This window comes from Kitasatospora paranensis (genome assembly GCF_039544005.1).
Taxonomy (GTDB): Bacteria; Actinomycetota; Actinomycetes; order Streptomycetales; family Streptomycetaceae; genus Kitasatospora; species Kitasatospora paranensis.
On the sequence record NZ_BAABKV010000001.1, the window covers coordinates 4,421,704 to 4,438,611 of the forward strand.

Annotated in this window: 10 protein-coding genes, 1 tRNA gene and 3 pseudogenes; 10 read left to right on the top strand and 4 right to left on the bottom strand. The window is 70.5% G+C overall.

The window, feature by feature from the left end; translation table 11 throughout:
* Positions 1–29 precede the first annotated feature (29 nt).
* Genes yidC through rpmH form a run of 4 tightly spaced genes read right to left on the bottom strand, consistent with a single transcriptional unit; the run spans position 30 to position 2,111 of the window.
* Positions 30–1,211 carry a membrane protein insertase YidC gene (gene yidC, locus ABEB13_RS21320; RefSeq protein ID WP_345706773.1) on the bottom strand — a complete coding sequence of 394 codons (1,182 nt, stop codon included), beginning with the start codon at positions 1,209–1,211 and terminating at the stop codon, positions 30–32.
* Between the two features lie 3 nt (positions 1,212–1,214).
* Positions 1,215–1,529 carry a membrane protein insertion efficiency factor YidD gene (gene yidD, locus ABEB13_RS21325; protein ID WP_100889241.1) on the bottom strand — a complete coding sequence of 105 codons (315 nt, stop codon included), beginning with the start codon at positions 1,527–1,529 and terminating at the stop codon, positions 1,215–1,217.
* Entirely contained in the window at positions 1,526–1,954 is a 429-nt protein-coding gene (gene rnpA, locus ABEB13_RS21330) for a ribonuclease P protein component (RefSeq protein ID WP_100889240.1), read from the bottom strand. The genes yidD and rnpA overlap by 4 nt, the downstream gene beginning before the upstream one ends.
* 19 nt (positions 1,955–1,973) lie before the next feature.
* Positions 1,974–2,111: a 50S ribosomal protein L34 gene (gene rpmH / locus ABEB13_RS21335; RefSeq protein WP_006381191.1), complete on the bottom strand. Its 138-nt coding sequence runs from the start codon at positions 2,109–2,111 to the stop codon at positions 1,974–1,976.
* A gap of 431 nt (positions 2,112–2,542) precedes the next feature.
* Between rpmH and dnaA the strand changes: the two are divergent.
* The 10 genes and pseudogenes from dnaA (at position 2,543) to ABEB13_RS21385 (ending at position 16,828) form a co-directional block, all read left to right on the top strand.
* Positions 2,543–4,380, top strand: a pseudogene (gene dnaA / locus ABEB13_RS21340) (chromosomal replication initiator protein DnaA).
* A gap of 1,032 nt (positions 4,381–5,412) precedes the next feature.
* A complete protein-coding gene (gene dnaN, locus ABEB13_RS21345; protein ID WP_100889238.1) occupies positions 5,413–6,543 on the top strand; it encodes a DNA polymerase III subunit beta in 1,131 nt (376 codons plus the stop codon).
* Between the two features lie 145 nt (positions 6,544–6,688).
* Positions 6,689–7,564: a phosphogluconate dehydrogenase (NAD(+)-dependent, decarboxylating) gene (gene gnd / locus ABEB13_RS21350; protein WP_100889237.1), complete on the top strand. Its 876-nt coding sequence runs from the start codon at positions 6,689–6,691 to the stop codon at positions 7,562–7,564.
* 40 nt (positions 7,565–7,604) lie between these two features.
* Positions 7,605–8,738 carry a DNA replication/repair protein RecF gene (recF, locus tag ABEB13_RS21355; RefSeq protein ID WP_345706774.1) on the top strand — a complete coding sequence of 378 codons (1,134 nt, stop codon included), beginning with the start codon at positions 7,605–7,607 and terminating at the stop codon, positions 8,736–8,738.
* A gap of 91 nt (positions 8,739–8,829) precedes the next feature.
* Positions 8,830–9,342, top strand: coding sequence for a DciA family protein (locus tag ABEB13_RS21360; RefSeq protein WP_100889235.1), 513 nt, complete (start codon positions 8,830–8,832; stop codon positions 9,340–9,342).
* Positions 9,343–9,623: 281 nt separating this feature from the next.
* Positions 9,624–11,623, top strand: a pseudogene (gene gyrB / locus ABEB13_RS21365) (DNA topoisomerase (ATP-hydrolyzing) subunit B).
* Between the two features lie 56 nt (positions 11,624–11,679).
* Positions 11,680–14,283: a DNA gyrase subunit A gene (gene gyrA / locus ABEB13_RS21370; protein WP_345706775.1), complete on the top strand. Its 2,604-nt coding sequence runs from the start codon at positions 11,680–11,682 to the stop codon at positions 14,281–14,283.
* Between the two features lie 218 nt (positions 14,284–14,501).
* Entirely contained in the window at positions 14,502–15,152 is a 651-nt protein-coding gene (locus tag ABEB13_RS21375; RefSeq protein ID WP_345706776.1) for a DUF3566 domain-containing protein, read from the top strand.
* 210 nt (positions 15,153–15,362) lie between these two features.
* A pseudogene (locus tag ABEB13_RS21380) lies at positions 15,363–16,738 on the top strand (class I SAM-dependent methyltransferase).
* A gap of 16 nt (positions 16,739–16,754) precedes the next feature.
* Positions 16,755–16,828: transfer RNA gene (locus tag ABEB13_RS21385), tRNA-Ile, on the top strand.
* Positions 16,829–16,908: the final 80 nt, after the last annotated feature.

Consider the following 16,908-nt stretch of genomic DNA (forward strand, 5'->3'; position numbering starts at 1 on the left):
CTGGGGCCGCTGCCCCCGGCTCCGAACGGTCAGGACTTCTTCTTCGGCCGCTGGCCGCCCTGGGTCCGCTTCGGCTGCTGGCGCTGGGTGGTCTTGCCGCCCGCCTGCTTGGCCGCGGGCTCCTTGGCGCCCCGGCCCGCCGGCACCGCGTCCTGCTTGGACAGATCGGCCTTGACCGGCTCGGCGGAGCCGGCCTCGTCCGCCGGGGCGTCCTCGACCGCCGTGTGGCCGGCCGCCTGCTGGCCGCCCGCGTGCTGCCGCTGCGCCTTGCTCTGCTTGCGCGGCTGCTGGCGGCGGACCTGGACGGTCTCGGCGACGACGGCCTCGGCGGTCGCGGTCGAGCCGCCGGTGCCGCCCCCACTGATCTTGGCGAGCAGGCCGACCTTCGTGACCGTGCCGTCCGGGTTCAGCCGGCCCTGGCGCTTCAGCCGCTCCTGGCGCTCCTTGAAGGCCTGCGAGCCCGGCGTCGGGTTGTTGCGGATGACGATCAGCTGCTGACCCATGGACCACACGTTGGTGGTGAGCCAGTAGACGAGCACACCGACCGGGAAGTTGATGCCCATCACGGCGAACATGACCGGGAAGACGTACATCAGCATCTTCTGCTGCTGCATGAACGGCGTCTTGACCGAGAGGTCCACGTTCTTGGTCATCAGCTGGCGCTGGGTGATGAACTGCGACAGCGACATCATCACGATCATGATCGCGACGACGACCTGGACGTGGATGCTCTCCGCACCCACGAACTTCGCCGACAGCGGAGCACCGAAGATGTGCGCCTGCTTGGCACTGGCCAGCAGCGTCTCGTTGATGACGCCGATCGGCTTGTCCTTGGCCACGGAGGCCAGCACGCCGTAGAGGGCGGTGAAGAACGGAGCCTGGACCAGAATCGGGAGACAGCTCGAGAAGGGGTTGGTGCCCGCCTCCTTGTAGAGCTTCATCATCTCTTCGGACTGGCGCTGCTTGTCGTTCTTGTAGCGCTCCTGGATGGCCTTCATCTTCGGCTGGATCGCCTGCATGGCCCGGGTGGCCTTGATCTGCTTGACGAACAGCGGGATCAGGCAGATCCGGATGACGATCACCATGGAGACGATCGACAGGCCCCAGGCCCAGCCACCGTTCGGATCGAAGACGTGGCTGTACAGCGAGTGGAACTGGACGATGATCCAGGACACCGCTGTGTAGAGGGGATTCAGGAAGGACCAGGTCACCGGTCAGACTCCTTGGACATCGGGCTTGGCCACCGGCTCAGCCCCGGCGGTCCCGCTCTTCGGGCTCAGCAGATTGCGCAGCCGGCGGTGCCACACCGGGTGCTTTCGCGGCGGCACATGATCGACCCCACCGGGCGACCACGGGTTGCAGCGCAGGATGCGCCAAGCGGTGAGACCGCTCCCCTTGATCGCGCCGTGCACACGCACCGCCTCGTACCCGTAGTGCGAGCACGAGGGGTAGTAACGGCACACCGGCCCCAGCAGCGGACTGATCGTCCACTGGTAGAGCCTGATCAGCCCCATCAGCAGGTACTTCATCGCCCTGCTCCCGTCGGCGCGCCATCGGTCCGCTCCACACGGAGCAACCGACGCAGCGCCGCGTCCAGATCGCGTTCGAGATCGAGATACGAGGCCGTCCCGGCCTGGGGCAGCGCGCGTACCACTATCAGGCTACCTGCGGGCAGCCGGGGCAGACGCTCACGGACCAGGTGACGAAGGCGACGCTTGACCAGGTTGCGCACGACCGCGGGGCCCACGGCCTTGCTCACGACGAAACCCGCACGCACCGAAGGAAGCCCCTCGGCCGCGTGCGGGCCACAGTCGCTGTTCCGGTCGGCCGGCCCCGTCCGGTCGCCCTCTCTGTCGAGATGGACCACCAGCAGGGGCCGACCGGCCCGTCGACCGCGTTTCACCGCGGTCGAGAAGTCCTGGCGCCGCCGCAGCCGATTCTCGGAGGGCAGCACTTCGGAACCCGCGCGCTTGTCAGGCGGACAGGCTGGCGCGGCCCTTGCCACGGCGGTTCGCCAGGATGGCGCGGCCGGCGCGGGTACGCATCCGCAGCCGGAAGCCGTGGGTCTTGGCGCGACGACGGTTGTTCGGCTGGAAGGTGCGCTTGCTCACTCGGGGGCTCCTGGGATGAATCGTAGGATGACGATGTGTCGCTTGGCCGTCACCGTGCGTCCGCGCGATCTCCCCTGTGCTGGGAAATCCGCCCCAAAATCCCAGGTCTGCTGGGGTTGGGGCGATCCACGGCGCCCGTGCTGCGCGCCTTGTGGAAGCGGGTGGACCCGCGGGCATGCGGCAGCGGCCATCGACAACTCGACCTGGTTACGGTACGCGGCAGCGGGCCGGAGGGTCAAACCGGCAGCCCGCGCGCCGGTCGCCCACAGCCTGTGGACAACAACTTGAATCAGGTCTGCGCGCTGACTACCGTTGCAGGACTTGTCGGGTTTGTTCATCGATCGGACCGGCACACCGAGTCCCATGACACCTCCCCCGTGCCGGGGGCGCCCCCGGCCGAGTCCGGGGGCGGAACGAGAAAGCGTGCACCAGTGGCTGATGTCAACAGCGATCTCGTCCCGCTCTGGGCGAAGGTCGTCGAGCGGCTGGTCAACGACTCCGGTGTCGGGGACAGCGACAAGATGTGGCTGCGGCGCACCCGCCCGATGTGGATGATGCACGACACCGCCCTGCTGGCGGCCCCGAACGAGCGGGCCAAGCAGGTGCTGGAGGGCCGGCTGCTGCCGCAGCTGACCGAGGCCCTCACCTACGAGTTCTCCCGCCCCGTCCGGATCGCCGTGATGGTCGACGCCGAGGCCGTCGCCCCCGAGCCGCAGCCGCAGGAGCCGGTGCAGCCCGCCCCCTCGCAGGACTGGTCGGGGCAGCCGTACCACGGTGAGCGCGACTACGGCGGCCGCGACTACCAGGGCGGCCCGGCGTTCGAGCAGCAGCCCTACCCGCAGCAGCCCCCGCGCCCGGCCGCTACGACCAGGCGTACGACCGGCCCGGTGCGCCGTTCCCGGCCGAGCAGCGCCCGTGGGCGGAGCAGTCCGGCACCGACTGGGACAGCCCGGCCTACGACGAGGCCCCGTCCGCCGACGAGCGCCGGCCCGAACCGCACCGGCCGAAGGGCCTGCCGGCGGCCACGCCCGCGCAGGGTGACCTGTTCGGCGGGGTGCTCGGGCCCGATCCCGGCGAAGGCGGCCGCGGGCGCCCGGGCGGCCAGAGCCGGCGCGGCACGGCCGGCCGGGCCCCGGCTCCGCAGCCCTCGGCGGGCCCGGCCCTCCCCGAGCGCACCCCCGGCGTCCCCGCGCCGCCCGGGGCACCCCCGGCCGGCGGTCCGCGCAAGGACGAGCCGGCCGCCCGGCTGAACCCCAAGTACCTGTTCGACACCTTCGTGATCGGCGCGAGCAACCGGTTCGCGCACGCCGCGGCGGTGGCGGTCGCGGAGGCCCCGGCCAAGGCGTACAACCCGCTCTTCATCTACGGCGAGTCCGGGCTGGGCAAGACCCACCTGCTGCACGCCATCGGGCACTACTCGCGCAGCCTCTTCCCGGGCACCCGGGTGCGGTACGTGAGCTCCGAGGAGTTCACCAACGAGTTCATCAACTCGATCCGGGACGGCAAGGCGGACGCGTTCCGCAAGCGGTACCGGGACATGGACATCCTGCTGGTGGACGACGTCCAGTTCCTCGCCAGCAAGGAGTCCACCCAGGAGGAGTTCTTCCACACCTTCAACACCCTGCACAACGCCAACAAGCAGATCGTGCTCTCCTCGGACCGGCCGCCCAAGCAGCTGATCACCCTGGAGGACCGGCTCCGCAACCGCTTCGAGTGGGGACTGATCACCGACGTCACCCCGCCGGAGCTGGAGACCCGGATCGCGATCCTTCGCAAGAAGGCAATCCAGGAGCAACTGAACGCTCCGGCCGACGTGTTGGAGTTCATCGCCTCCCGGATCACCCGCAACATCCGGGAGTTGGAGGGCGCGCTGATCCGGGTCACCGCGTTCGCCAACCTCAACCGGGCGCCGGTCGACCTGGAGCTGGCCGGGATCGTCCTCAAGGACCTGATCCCCGGCGGCGACGAGGACGCCGGCCCGGAGATCACCGCCCAGGTGATCATGCAGCAGACCGCCGCCTACTTCGGCCTCGGCGTCGACGACCTCTGCGGATCCTCGCGCAGCCGCGTACTGGTGACGGCCCGCCAGATCGCCATGTACCTCTGCCGGGAGCTCACCGACCTCTCGCTGCCCAAGATCGGCGCCCAGTTCGGCGGCCGCGACCACACCACGGTGATGCACGCCGACCGGAAGATCCGCTCACTGATGGCGGAGCGCCGCTCGATCTACAACCAGGTCACCGAGCTCACCAACCGGATCAAGAGCTAGGCCCGCAGAGCCCGCGGCTCCGCCGCACCCGACTCACCGCCGGGCCCCGTCGACGCACCTGTCGACGGGGCCCGGCGGCGTTGTCGCGGCCCCCTGCCCGTCCGGCGCACGGGCGGGGCATGCGGCGCTCCCGAACGCCTCCACTGCAGCCCCGGCCTGCCCCGTGGGGCCGGCGGCGAAGGTGTGGACGGCGGCCGGGCCGGGCAGGATCCACTCCGCCGGCCGGGCGACGCGCAAACGGCGGATTGGAACATTCGACCGGCAATTCGAACGCGGCCGGAGCAACGCGTGGTTGTCCACAGGATCGGGTGGGTTTTCCCCGTCCACAGCCCGACCGGCCCGGAGTTATCCAGAATTCCTCCACAGGGCCGTCCGGGTTACGCTCTTCCGCGCAGGTCAGCTCCCTGTGGACTTGTGCACAACGGTTGTCCACAGGCTGTGGACAGTTGACGGCCCACCAGCCGCCCACAAAGTTGTCCACCGCTTGTCCCCAGGAATCGGGGAGTTATCCCCAGGTTCTCCACAGGCCTGTCCACAGTTCGACAACGCGGGCCCATTGTTCACCCCCAGGTGTGAAAGGCGTCACGTGATGTTGCTTGCGGCCCGTGGATAACCCGGCCATGATCTGGGGACAGTCCTGTGGACAACCTGTGGATACTCAGCGTGCCCTGTTGATAACTCTCCGCTGTCCACAGCGAGCCCTGGTTGTCCACAGCGGCCGTCCACAGGCTCTGTGGACAAAATCTGGGGTCTGACCTGCGGAAACGGGGTTATCCACGGTATCCACAGGCCCTACTACTACCACTACACCTATAGAGCCCCCTTCTTGATCAACAGTGGGTCGGGCCGAAATCTGTGGACAACCGCTCCCCGACATCTGTTCGGCTTCTCCCGGCCCGTCTGCCCCGACTGTCGGCGGAGTACGTCAGACTGTTCTCGGCAACTGGAAGCCGGGTGGTTGCGCCGGGCGGCCCAGTGCACGAAGACGATCAAGCGCGGATGCGACAGCAGTGAGCCAGGAGGCGGTTACCGGTGAAGTTCCGGGTGGAGCGTGATGTCCTCGCGGAGGCGGTGGCCTGGGCTGCTCGCAGCCTCCCGGCGCGGCCGCCGGTGCCGGTGCTGGCCGGCCTGCTGCTGACCGCCCAGGAGGGCTCCCTGGCCCTCTCCGGGTTCGACTACGAGGTCTCGGCCAGGGTCGAGCTGGAGGCGGACGTCGAGGAGGCCGGCACCGTCCTGGTCTCCGGCCGCCTGCTGAACGACATCTCCCGCAACCTGCCGAACCGCCCGGTGGAGATCTCCACCGACGGCATGCGGGTCAGCGTGGTCTGCGGCAGCTCCCGGTTCACCCTGCCGACCCTCCCCGTGGACGAGTACCCGGCCCTCCCCGCGATGCCGACCGCCACCGGCACGGTCTCCGGCGACGTGTTCGCCTCCGCCGTCAGCCAGGCCGCGGTCGCCGCGGGGCGCGACGACACCCTCCCGGTGCTCACCGGCGTCCGGGTGGAGATCGAGGGCGACCGGATCACCCTCGCCGCCACCGACCGGTACCGCTTCGCCGTCCGCGAGCTGCTGTGGAAGCCCGAGCAGCCGGACATCTCCGCGGTCGCGCTGGTGCCCGCCAAGACCCTCCAGGACATCGCCAAGTCGCTGGGCAGCGGCGACACCGTGTCGATCGCGCTGGCCTCCGGCGGCGCCGGTGAGGGCCTGATCGGCTTCGAGGGCGCCGGCCGCCGCACCACGACCCGGCTGCTGGAGGGCGAGTTCCCGAAGTTCCGCAGCCTGTTCCCGACCGAGTTCTCGGCGGTCGCCGCGATCCAGACCCAGCCGTTCCTGGAGGCGCTCAAGCGCGTCTCGCTGGTGGCCGAGCGCAACACCCCCGTCCGGCTGAGCTTCGAGCAGGGCGTGCTGACCCTGGAGGCCGGCTCCGGCGACGACGCGCAGGCGACCGAGCGGATCGACGCCGACCTCGAGGGCGACGACATCTCGATCGCGTTCAACCCGGGCTACCTGGAGGAGGGCCTCAAGGCCATCGACTCCGCGTACGCCCAGCTGAGCTTCACCACGCCCACCAAGCCGGCGCTGCTCAGCGGCAAGCCGGCCGTGGACGCGGAGGCGGACGAGGCCTACCAGTACCTGATCATGCCGGTGCGCCTCTCCGGCTGACCCTCACCGCCCACAGCCTGTGGACGAACCAGGCCTCCCCCGGTCAGACCCTGCCGCGGGAGGCCTGGCCCGCTCGCGGCGTAGGCTCTGGCTGTGCGGCAACGGCGCCGCCGTCACGGCACGACACCACAGTGAAGGACTTGTCATGGAGCTCGGCCTCATCGGTCTCGGCAAGATGGGCGGCAACATGCGCGAGCGCATCCGCCGCGCCGGCCACACCGTCATCGGCTACGACCGGAACCCGGACGTCGCCGATGTGGACAGCCTCGAAGAGCTCGTCAGCAAGCTGCAGGCGCCGCGCGTGGTGTGGGTGATGGTCCCGGCGGGCGGGCCGACCCAGGACACCGTCGAGCAGCTGGCCGAGGCGCTCTCCCCCGGCGACGTGGTGGTCGACGGCGGCAACTCCCGCTGGACGGACGACATCAAGCACGCCGAGCTGCTCGCGGCCAAGGGCATCGGCTTCGTCGACTGCGGTGTCTCCGGCGGCGTCTGGGGCCTGGAGAACGGCTACGCCCTGATGTACGGCGGCGATGCCGAGCACGTGGCGAAGGTCCAGCCGGTCTTCGACGCGCTCAAGCCCGAGGGCGACTTCGGTGCCGTCCACGCGGGCAAGGTCGGCGCCGGCCACTTCGCGAAGATGGTCCACAACGGCATCGAGTACGCCATGATGCAGGCCTTCGCCGAGGGCTGGGAGCTGCTGGAGGCCGCACCCGAGGTCACCGACGTGCGCGAGGTCTTCCGCAGCTGGCAGGAGGGCACGGTCATCCGCTCCTGGCTGCTCGACCTGGCCGTCCGCGCGCTGGACGACGACGAGCACCTGGCCAAGCTCAAGGGCTGGGCCGCGGACTCCGGCGAGGGCCGCTGGACGGTCGAGGCCGCGATCGACCACGCGGTGCCGCTGCCGGCCATCACCGCCTCGCTGTTCGCCCGGTTCGCCTCCCGCCAGGACGACTCCCCGCAGATGAAGATGATCGCCGCACTGCGCAACCAGTTCGGCGGCCACGCGGTCGAGTCGAAGTAGCCCGGCAGCGGTCCACGGAAGGCGAGCGCAGTCCACACCCATGCATGTCGCGCATCTGTCGCTCGCCGACTTCCGCTCCTACGCCCGGGTCGAGGTGCCCCTCGACCCGGGCGTCACCGCGTTCGTGGGGCCCAACGGCCAGGGCAAGACCAACCTGGTCGAGGCGATCGGCTACGTCGCCACCCTGGGCAGCCACCGGGTGGCGACCGACGCCCCGCTGATCCGGCTCGGCGCCGAGCGGGCGGTCGTCCGCACCAGCGTCGTCCAGGGCACCCGCAGCACCCTGGTCGAGCTGGAGATCACCCCCGGCAAGGCGAACCGGGCCCGGATCAACCGCTCCGACAACGTTCGGCCGCGGGACGTCCTCGGGCTGCTGCGCACCGTCCTGTTCGCACCGGAGGACCTCGCCCTGGTGAAGGGCGATCCGGGCGAGCGCCGGCGCTTCCTGGACGAGCTGCTGACCGCGCGGGCACCCCGGCTGGCCGGCGTGCGGCAGGACTACGAGCGGGTGCTCAAGCAGCGCAACGCGCTGCTGAAGACTGCCGCGTCGGCCCGCCGGGCGGGCGGCGGCAAGGGCGCCGACCTGTCCACCCTGGAGGTCTGGGACGGGCACCTGGCGCGCGCCGGCGCCGAACTCACCGCGTTCCGGCTGCAGCTGGTGGCGGCCCTCCAACCACTGGTCGCGGAGGCCTACCGCCAACTGGCGCCGGGCGGCGGCGACACCGTGCTGGAGTACCGAAGCTCGTTCGAGGGCGAGCTCCCCACCAGCCGCGAGCAGGCCGAGGAGCAGCTGCTGGCGGCCCTGCTGGCCGTCCGCAGCCAGGAGGTCGCCCGGGGCCTGACCCTGGTCGGCCCGCACCGCGACGAACTCGTGCTGCGGCTGGGCCCGCTGCCCGCCAAGGGCTATGCGAGCCACGGGGAGTCCTGGTCGTACGCGCTGGCGCTGCGGCTGGCCTCGTACGAGCTGCTGAAGGCGGACGGCGGGGAGCCGGTGCTGATCCTGGACGACGTGTTCGCGGAGCTGGACGCCCGCCGCCGGGACCGGCTCGCGGAGTTGGTGGCCGGCGGCGAGCAGGTGCTGGTGACGGCGGCGGTGGCCGAGGACGTGCCGAAGGCGCTGGCCGGCGTGCGGTACGCGGTCGCGGACGGTTCGGTCACCCGACTCGACCCGTGATCTCCCCGGATTCCGTACCCTGGAGGGCTCGCCCCCGGCGTACGCCGGGCGCGGATCGGGCGCATGCACAGGCTGGGGACAAGGAGCACCGATGACCGAGACCCCGGAGCCGTCGGGCGTGGATCTGGCGCGGGTCGCGCTGCGCGCGGCCAAGGAGCAGGCCCGGCAGCGCGGTGAGCAGGTCCGGGAGAAGCGCGAGGCCAAGCGGCACGGCCTGCGCAGCGGGGCGCGTGCGGACGGCCGTGACCCCGTCCCGCTGGGGGCGGCACTGAACAGGTTGATCACGGAGCGGGGTTGGGAGGCCCCGGCGGCCGTGGGCGGAGTGATGGGGCGCTGGCCGCAGATCGTCGGCCCCGACATCGCCGCGCACTGTGTGCCGAAGACCTTCGACGAGGCCGAGGCGGTGCTGACCGTGCAGTGCGACTCGACTGCCTGGGCCACCCAACTGAGGCTCTTGGCGAGGCAGTTGGTGGCAAGGCTGAATCACGAGCTGGGGCACGGCACGGTCCGGGTGATCAAGGTGCTCGGCCCCGACGCCCCCAAGCGCGGCTACGGCCGGCTGCGGGCCCCGGGCAGCCGCGGCCCCGGGGACACCTGGGGCTGATCGGCCTGCGGCGACGTCACCCGGAGTGAATTCCTCCGGAACGGCTGGCGGCCCGCGTAGCGGCTCTGAGCCCCCGGCCGAGTATCGGGACATGTGTGGAGGGGATTACGGGCGGCACATCTGCCCTCAGGGGCTGCCAAACGCCCCTCTCTGTCAGTCGTACCGGTAGACTGGAAGCCAAACACAGTTGCTGCCAGCAACCGAGTCGAAACGCCGTGGTCGCAGGCCCGCCCGAGACAGGGGTGGGGGTGCGGCCCGCGCTGTGCCAGAGAGGGCGCTTCGTGGCCGATTCCGGCAACCCCAGCCAGACCCAAGAACCCGTCGACCCGGCCACCGGGAAGTCCTACGACGCCAACGCGATCCAGGTGTTGGAGGGCTCGATGCCGTCCGCAAGCGCCCGGGCATGTACATCGGCTCGACCGGCGAGCGAGGCCTGCACCACCTGGTGTACGAGGTCGTGGACAACTCCGTCGACGAGGCGCTGGCCGGGCACGCGGACACCATCGGCGTGACGATCCTGGCCGACGGTGCGGTCCGGGTGGTCGACAACGGCCGCGGTATCCCGGTGGGCATCGTCCCCGGCCAGGAGAAGCCGGCCGTCGAGGTCGTGCTGACCGTCCTGCACGCCGGCGGCAAGTTCGGCGGCGGCGGCTACGCGGTCTCCGGCGGTCTGCACGGCGTCGGCGTCTCGGTGGTGAACGCGCTGTCCACCCGGCTCGCGGTCGAGATCCACACCGACGGCCACCGCTGGACCCAGGACTACAAGATGGGCGCCCCGACCGCGCCGCTCGTCCAGCACGAGGCCACCGACCGCACCGGCACCAGCGTCACGTTCTGGGCCGACGGCGACATCTTCGAGACCACGGTCTACTCCTTCGAGACGCTGTCGCGGCGCTTCCAGGAGATGGCGTTCCTGAACAAGGGCCTCACCATCTCGCTGACCGACGAGCGGCCCGAGCACTACGACGACGAGGGCAACCCGCTCTCGGTGACCTACCGCTACGACGGCGGCATCGCCGACTTCGTCGCGCACCTCAACTCCCGCAAGGGCGAGCCCGTCCACCCCTCCGTCATCGACTTCGAGGCGGAGGACAAGGACCGGACGATCTCCGTCGAGATCGCCATGCAGTGGAACAGCTCGTACACCGAGGGCGTCTACTCGTTCGCCAACACCATCCACACGCACGGCGGCGGCACCCACGAGGAGGGCTTCCGTGCCGCGCTCACCGGCCTGATGAACCGGTACGCGCGCGACAAGAAGATCCTCCGGGAGAAGGACGACAACCTCTCCGGCGAGGACATCCGCGAGGGTCTGACCGCGATCATCTCGATCAAGCTCGGCGAGCCGCAGTTCGAGGGCCAGACCAAGGACAAGCTCGGCAACACCGAGGCGAAGACCTTCGTGCAGAAGGTCGTCAACGAGCACTTCGCCGACTGGCTCGACCGCAACCCCAACGAGGCCGCGGACATCATCCGCAAGTCGATCCAGGCCGCCAGCGCCCGGGTCGCCGCCCGCAAGGCCCGCGACCTCACCCGTCGCAAGGGCCTGCTGGAGACCGCCTCGCTGCCCGGCAAGCTCTCCGACTGCCAGTCCAAGGACCCGGCGGAGTGCGAGATCTTCATCGTCGAGGGCGACTCGGCCGGCGGCTCCGCCAAGCAGGGCCGCGACCCGCGCATCCAGGCGATCCTCCCGATCCGCGGCAAGATCCTCAACGTCGAGAAGGCGCGGATCGACAAGGTGCTGCAGAACACCGAGGTCCAGGCGCTGATCTCGGCCTTCGGCTGCGGCATCCAGGAGGACTACGACGAGTCCAAGCTCCGCTATCACAAGATCGTCCTGATGGCGGACGCCGACGTCGACGGACAGCACATCCGCACCCTGCTGCTCACCCTGCTGTTCCGCTTCATGCGCCCGCTGGTCGAGTCCGGCTACGTCTACCTGGCGATGCCGCCGCTCTACAAGATCAAGTGGGGCAAGGACGACTTCGAGTACGTCTACTCCGACCGCGAGCGCGACTCCGTCATCGCCGCGGGCGTCGCGGCCGGCCGCCGGCTGCCCAAGGACGACGCGATCCAGCGCTTCAAGGGTCTCGGCGAGATGAACGCCGAGGAGCTCCGCGTCACCACCATGGACCAGGCCCACCGCCTGCTCATGCAGGTCACCCTGGAGGACGCGGCCCGCGCCGACGACCTCTTCTCCGTCCTGATGGGCGAGGACGTCGAGGCCCGCCGCTCCTTCATCCAGCGCAACGCCAAGGACGTCCGCTTCCTGGACGTCTGACGGGGCCCGCCCCCGCCAGTACCGTCCAGTCACGCGTGAAAGGAAACTGACCACCAGTGGTCGACGACAACCGTCCCGACGGCGACATGCAGCCGGAGCAGGCCGAGAGCACCGCCACCGACACCTTCGTGTCCCGGGTCGAGCCGATCGAGCTCGAGACCGAGATGCAGCGCTCGTACCTCGACTACGCGATGAGCGTGATCGTCAGCCGTGCGCTGCCCGAGGTCCGCGACGGCCTCAAGCCGGTCCACCGGCGGGTGCTGTACGCGATGTACGACGGCGGGTACCGGCCCGAGAAGGGCTACTACAAGTGCGCCCGCGTCGTCGGCGACGTGATGGGCAACTACCACCCGCACGGCGACACCTCGATCTACGACACCGTGGTGCGCCTGGCGCAGCCGTGGTCGCTGCGGATGCCGCTCGTCGACGGCAACGGCAACTTCGGCTCGCCGGGCAACGACCCGGCCGCGGCCATGCGCTACACCGAGTGCAAGATGATGCCGCTCGCCATGGAGATGATGCGCGACATCGACGAGGAGACCGTCGACTTCGCGTCCAACTACGACGGCCGCTCGCAGGAGCCGACCGTCCTGCCCGCGCGCATCCCCAACCTGCTGATCAACGGTGCCACCGGCATCGCGGTCGGCATGGCCACCAACATCCCGCCGCACAACCTGCGCGAGGTCGCCTCCGGCGCCCTGTGGGCCCTCGAACACCCCGAGGCCGCCAACGAGGAGCTGCTCGAAGCCCTCATCGAGCGGATCAAGGGCCCGGACTTCCCCACCGGCGCGCTCATCGTCGGCCGCCGCGGCATCGAGGACGCCTACCGCACCGGGCGTGGCTCGATCACCATGCGCGCGGTCGTCGAGGTCGAGGAGATCCAGGGCCGCCAGTGCCTGGTGATCACCGAACTCCCCTACCAGGTCAACCCGGACAACCTCGCGCTGAAGATCGCCGACCTGGTCAAGGACGGCAAGATCGCCGGCATCGCCGACGTCCGCGACGAGTCCTCCTCACGGACCGGCCAGCGCCTGGTCATCGTGCTCAAGCGGGACGCCGTCGCCAAGGTCGTCCTCAACAACCTGTACAAGCACACCGACCTGCAGACCAACTTCGGCGCCAACATGCTCGCGCTGGTCGACGGCGTGCCGCGCACCCTCTCGCTCGACGCGTTCATCCGGCACTGGGTGACGCACCAGATCGAGGTCATCGTCCGCCGCACCACCTTCCGGCTGCGCAAGGCCGAGGAGCGGGCGCACATCCTGCGCGCGCTGCTCAAGGCCCTCGACCAGATCGACGCGGTCATCGCGCTCATCCGGGCCTCGGAGAGCGCCGACGCTGCCCGCACCGGCCTGATGGGCCTGCTCGACATCGACGAGCTCCAGGCGAACGCGATCCTCGAGATGCAGCTGCGCCGTCTCGCCGCCCTGGAGAGCGCCCGCATCCTCAGCGAGCACGACGAGCTCCAGACGAAGATCAACGAGTACAACGCGATCCTCGCCTCCCCGGAGCGCCAGCGCGGCATCGTCTCCGAGGAGCTCACCGCGATCGTCGAGAAGTACGGCGACGAGCGGCGCTCCACCCTGATCCCCTCCGACGGCGACCTCTCCATCGAGGACCTCATCGCCGAGGAGGACATCGTCGTCACCATCACCCGCGGCGGCTACGTCAAGCGCACCCGCTCGGACCTCTACCGCTCGCAGAAGCGCGGCGGCAAGGGCGTGCGCGGTGCCCAGCTCAAGCAGGACGACATCGTCGACCACTTCTTCGTGACGACGACCCACAACTGGATCCTGTTCTTCACCAACAAGGGCCGGGTGTACCGCGCCAAGGGCTACGAGCTGCCCGACGCCGGGCGCGACGCCCGCGGCCAGCACGTCGCCAACCTGCTCGCCTTCCAGCCCGAGGAGCACATCGCCCAGGTCATGGCGGTGCGCACCTACGAGGACAAGCCGTACCTCGTCCTCTCCACCCGCAACGGTCTGGTCAAGAAGTCCCTGCTCAAGGACTACGACTCGCCGCGCTCCGGCGGCCTGATCGCGATCAATCTGCGGCAGGACGAGGAGGGCCGGGACGACGAGCTGATCGGGGCCGAGCTGGTCTCCGCCGACGACGACCTGCTGCTGATCTCGAAGAAGGCCCAGTCGATCCGCTTCACCGCCACCGACGAGGCGCTCCGGCCGATGAGCCGGGCCACCTCGGGCGTGAAGGGCATGGCGTTCCGCGAGGACGACGAGCTCCTGTCGATGAACGTCATCAGGCCGGGTACCTTCGTGTTCACGGCCACCGACGGCGGCTACGCCAAGCGGACGTCGGTCGACGAGTACCGTGTCCAGGGACGTGGTGGTTTCGGTATCAAGGCGGCGAAGATCGTCGAGGGCCGGGGCTCGCTGGTCGGGGCCCTGGTGGTCGAGGAGACCGACGAGATCATGGCGATCACGCTGTCCGGCGGTGTGATCCGGACAAGGGTTTCCGAGGTCCGTGAAACCGGACGTGACACGATGGGCGTCCAACTGATCAACCTCGGAAAGCGCGACGCGGTCGTGGGCATGGCCCGCAACGCGGAGGCGGAGGACGAGGACACCGCGGAGGACGAGGCCGGCGAGGCCGTGGCCACCGCGGACACGACGACGGCGGACGGCACGGCCGAGCAGGCCTGACCGCACGTCCGGCGGCCGGCACACCCCTCACCGGGGTGCGCCGGCCGCCGACCGGAACCGGCACCTGGCCGGCGCCGGACGACGAACGATGACCGGGTGGCGGCGGCCGCCCGGACGGGAACTGCGGGAGGACCAGGGTGAGTGGAGCCACGGGTGCTGCGGGAGGTGCCTCGGGCGGGACGCCGGGCGCCGCGCAGGGCGGAATGCCCTACGGCGGTGTGCCCCAGCCTCCGGCCGAGCACCCGGCCGCGTCCACCTCGCTGATGCCCCCGGTCGCCTCGGCCGGGCAGAGCGGCCCCGCCGCGGCCGGCCCGCCGCCCGCGGCCCCGCCGCAGCCCCCGGCGGCGCCCGGCGGCTACTCCCAGCCGACCACCTACGCCAAGGGCCAGCCCACGCCGGCCCGTGGCACCCGGGTGCCCGGCGCGGCCCAGGGCGGCGGCCAGACCGGTGGGGCCCCGCGCCGCCCGTCCGCACCCGCCGCCGGCGCGGCTGCCGGGCGGGTCCGCAAGGCCCGGCTGCGGATCGTCAAGGCCGACCCGTGGTCCGTCATGAAGGTCAGCTTCCTGCTGTCGCTGGCCGTCGGCGTGATCATCATCGTCGCGGCCGCCGTGCTCTGGATGGTCCTGGACGGCCTCGGCGTCTTCGACTCGCTGACCAGCACCCTCAAGGACGTCACCGGGTCGGACACCTCCAGCGGGTTCAACCTGATGGACTACCTCGGCTTCGGCAACGTGATGGTCTTCACGACCCTCATTGCCGTCGTCGACGTCGTCCTGATGACTGCCCTGGCGACCCTCTCGGCCTTCATCTACAACACCGCGGCCGGCTTCACCGGCGGCATCGAGCTCACCCTCGCCGAGGAGGACTGAGCCACCCCGCACGACGTTCCCTGACATTGAGTCAACTCCCGGGAACACCAGGGCCCCGACAGCTGTTTCAGCGGTCGGGGTCCGCTGCATCCGGGTGACAGCCGGGACCTGACCGGCGTGCCGGAACACCTTCCGGCCACCGGCAGGAGTTGGCTGTGCCGGTGTCCGGGAGCGGACCGGTCGGTCGTTTCGGCTGCTCGGAGGTGTGTCATGGCACAGATCGCAACGGAACTGGTCAGCGCGGCCGAGGAACTGCTCGGCGCCAGGATCCCGGTCCGCATCCAGGCGTGGGACGGCAGCGTCGCCGGCCCGTCCGGCGCCCCCACCGTCGTCCTGCGCCACCGCCGGGCCCTGCGCCGGCTGCTCTGGGCGCCCGGTGAGCTCGGCCTCGCCCGCGCGTACGTCTCCGGGGACCTCGACCTGGCCCCCGACACCGACCTGTACGAGGTGCTGTCCGCGATCGGCCGCTTCGCCGAACGCCCCGACGCCCACCGGCCCGGCCTCGCCGACGCCCTGCACACCAAGGGCCGCACCGCCCTCCGCACCGCGCTGCGGGCCGGCGTCCTCGGCCCCCAGCCCGCGCCCCCGGCGGAGGAGGTCCGGCCCCCAAGGGCCGGCTGCACAGCCGGCAGCGCGACCGCGCCGCGATCAGCCACCACTACGACGTCGGCAACGACTTCTACGGCCTGGTGCTCGGCCCCAGCATGGTCTACTCCTGCGCGTACTGGGAGCCCGGTGCGAAGAGCCTGGAGGCCGCCCAGGAGGCCAAGCTCGACCTCATCTGCCGCAAGCTGGGCCTGCGGCCCGGGCTGCGCCTGCTGGACGTCGGCTGCGGCTGGGGATCCCTGCTGCTGCACGCCGCCCGCCACTACGGCGTCACCGCGGTCGGTGTCTCCATCTCCGCCGAGCAGGTCGACCTCGCCCGCCGCCGGGTGGCCGAGGCGGGCCTGGAGGGGCGCGTGGAGGTCCGCCTGCAGGACTACCGGGAGATCCCGGACGGCCCCTTCGACGCGATCTCCAGCGTGGGCATGGCCGAGCACGTCGGGGCCGAGCAGTACCTCGCCTACGCCGGCGGGCTGTACGGCCTGCTCGCCCCCGGCGGCCGGCTGCTCAACCACCAGATCGCCCGCCGGCCCAGCCGCCCCGGCGAGCCCTACGAGCTCAGCCCGTTCATCAACCGCTACGTCTTCCCGGACGGCGAGCTCTCGCCCGTCGGCTCCACCGTCTCGCTGCTGGAGGAGGCCGGTTTCGAGGTCCGCGATGTCGAGTCGCTCCGCGAGCACTACGCGCTGACCCTGCGCGAGTGGGTGGCCAACCTGGAGGCGCACTGGCCCGAGGCGGTCGCGCAGGTCGGCCGCGGCCGTGCCCGGGTCTGGCGGCTCTACATGGCGGCGTCCGCGGTCGCCTTCGAGGAGAACCGGATCGGCATCAACCAGGTCCTCGCCGTCCGCACCCCCGAATCCGGTGCCAGCGGCCTGCCCGCCACCCGCGAGCAGTGGCTCGGCACGGGCCACCGAGCCCACGACCAGGCCGGTCCCGCCGCGGCCGCCGATACGGATTTGGGGGATCGGCGCTCGGTCCGCTAATCTTTCAGTGCGGCAAGGGGCTATAGCTCAGACGGTTAGAGCGCTTCCCTGATAAGGAAGAGGCCACAGGTTCAAGTCCTGTTAGCCCCACCTGCGAGAACGGCCCGGATGACTCGTCATCCGGGCCGTTCTGTTTGGGTGTTACGCCAGCGTCTTACGCCAGTAGCCAT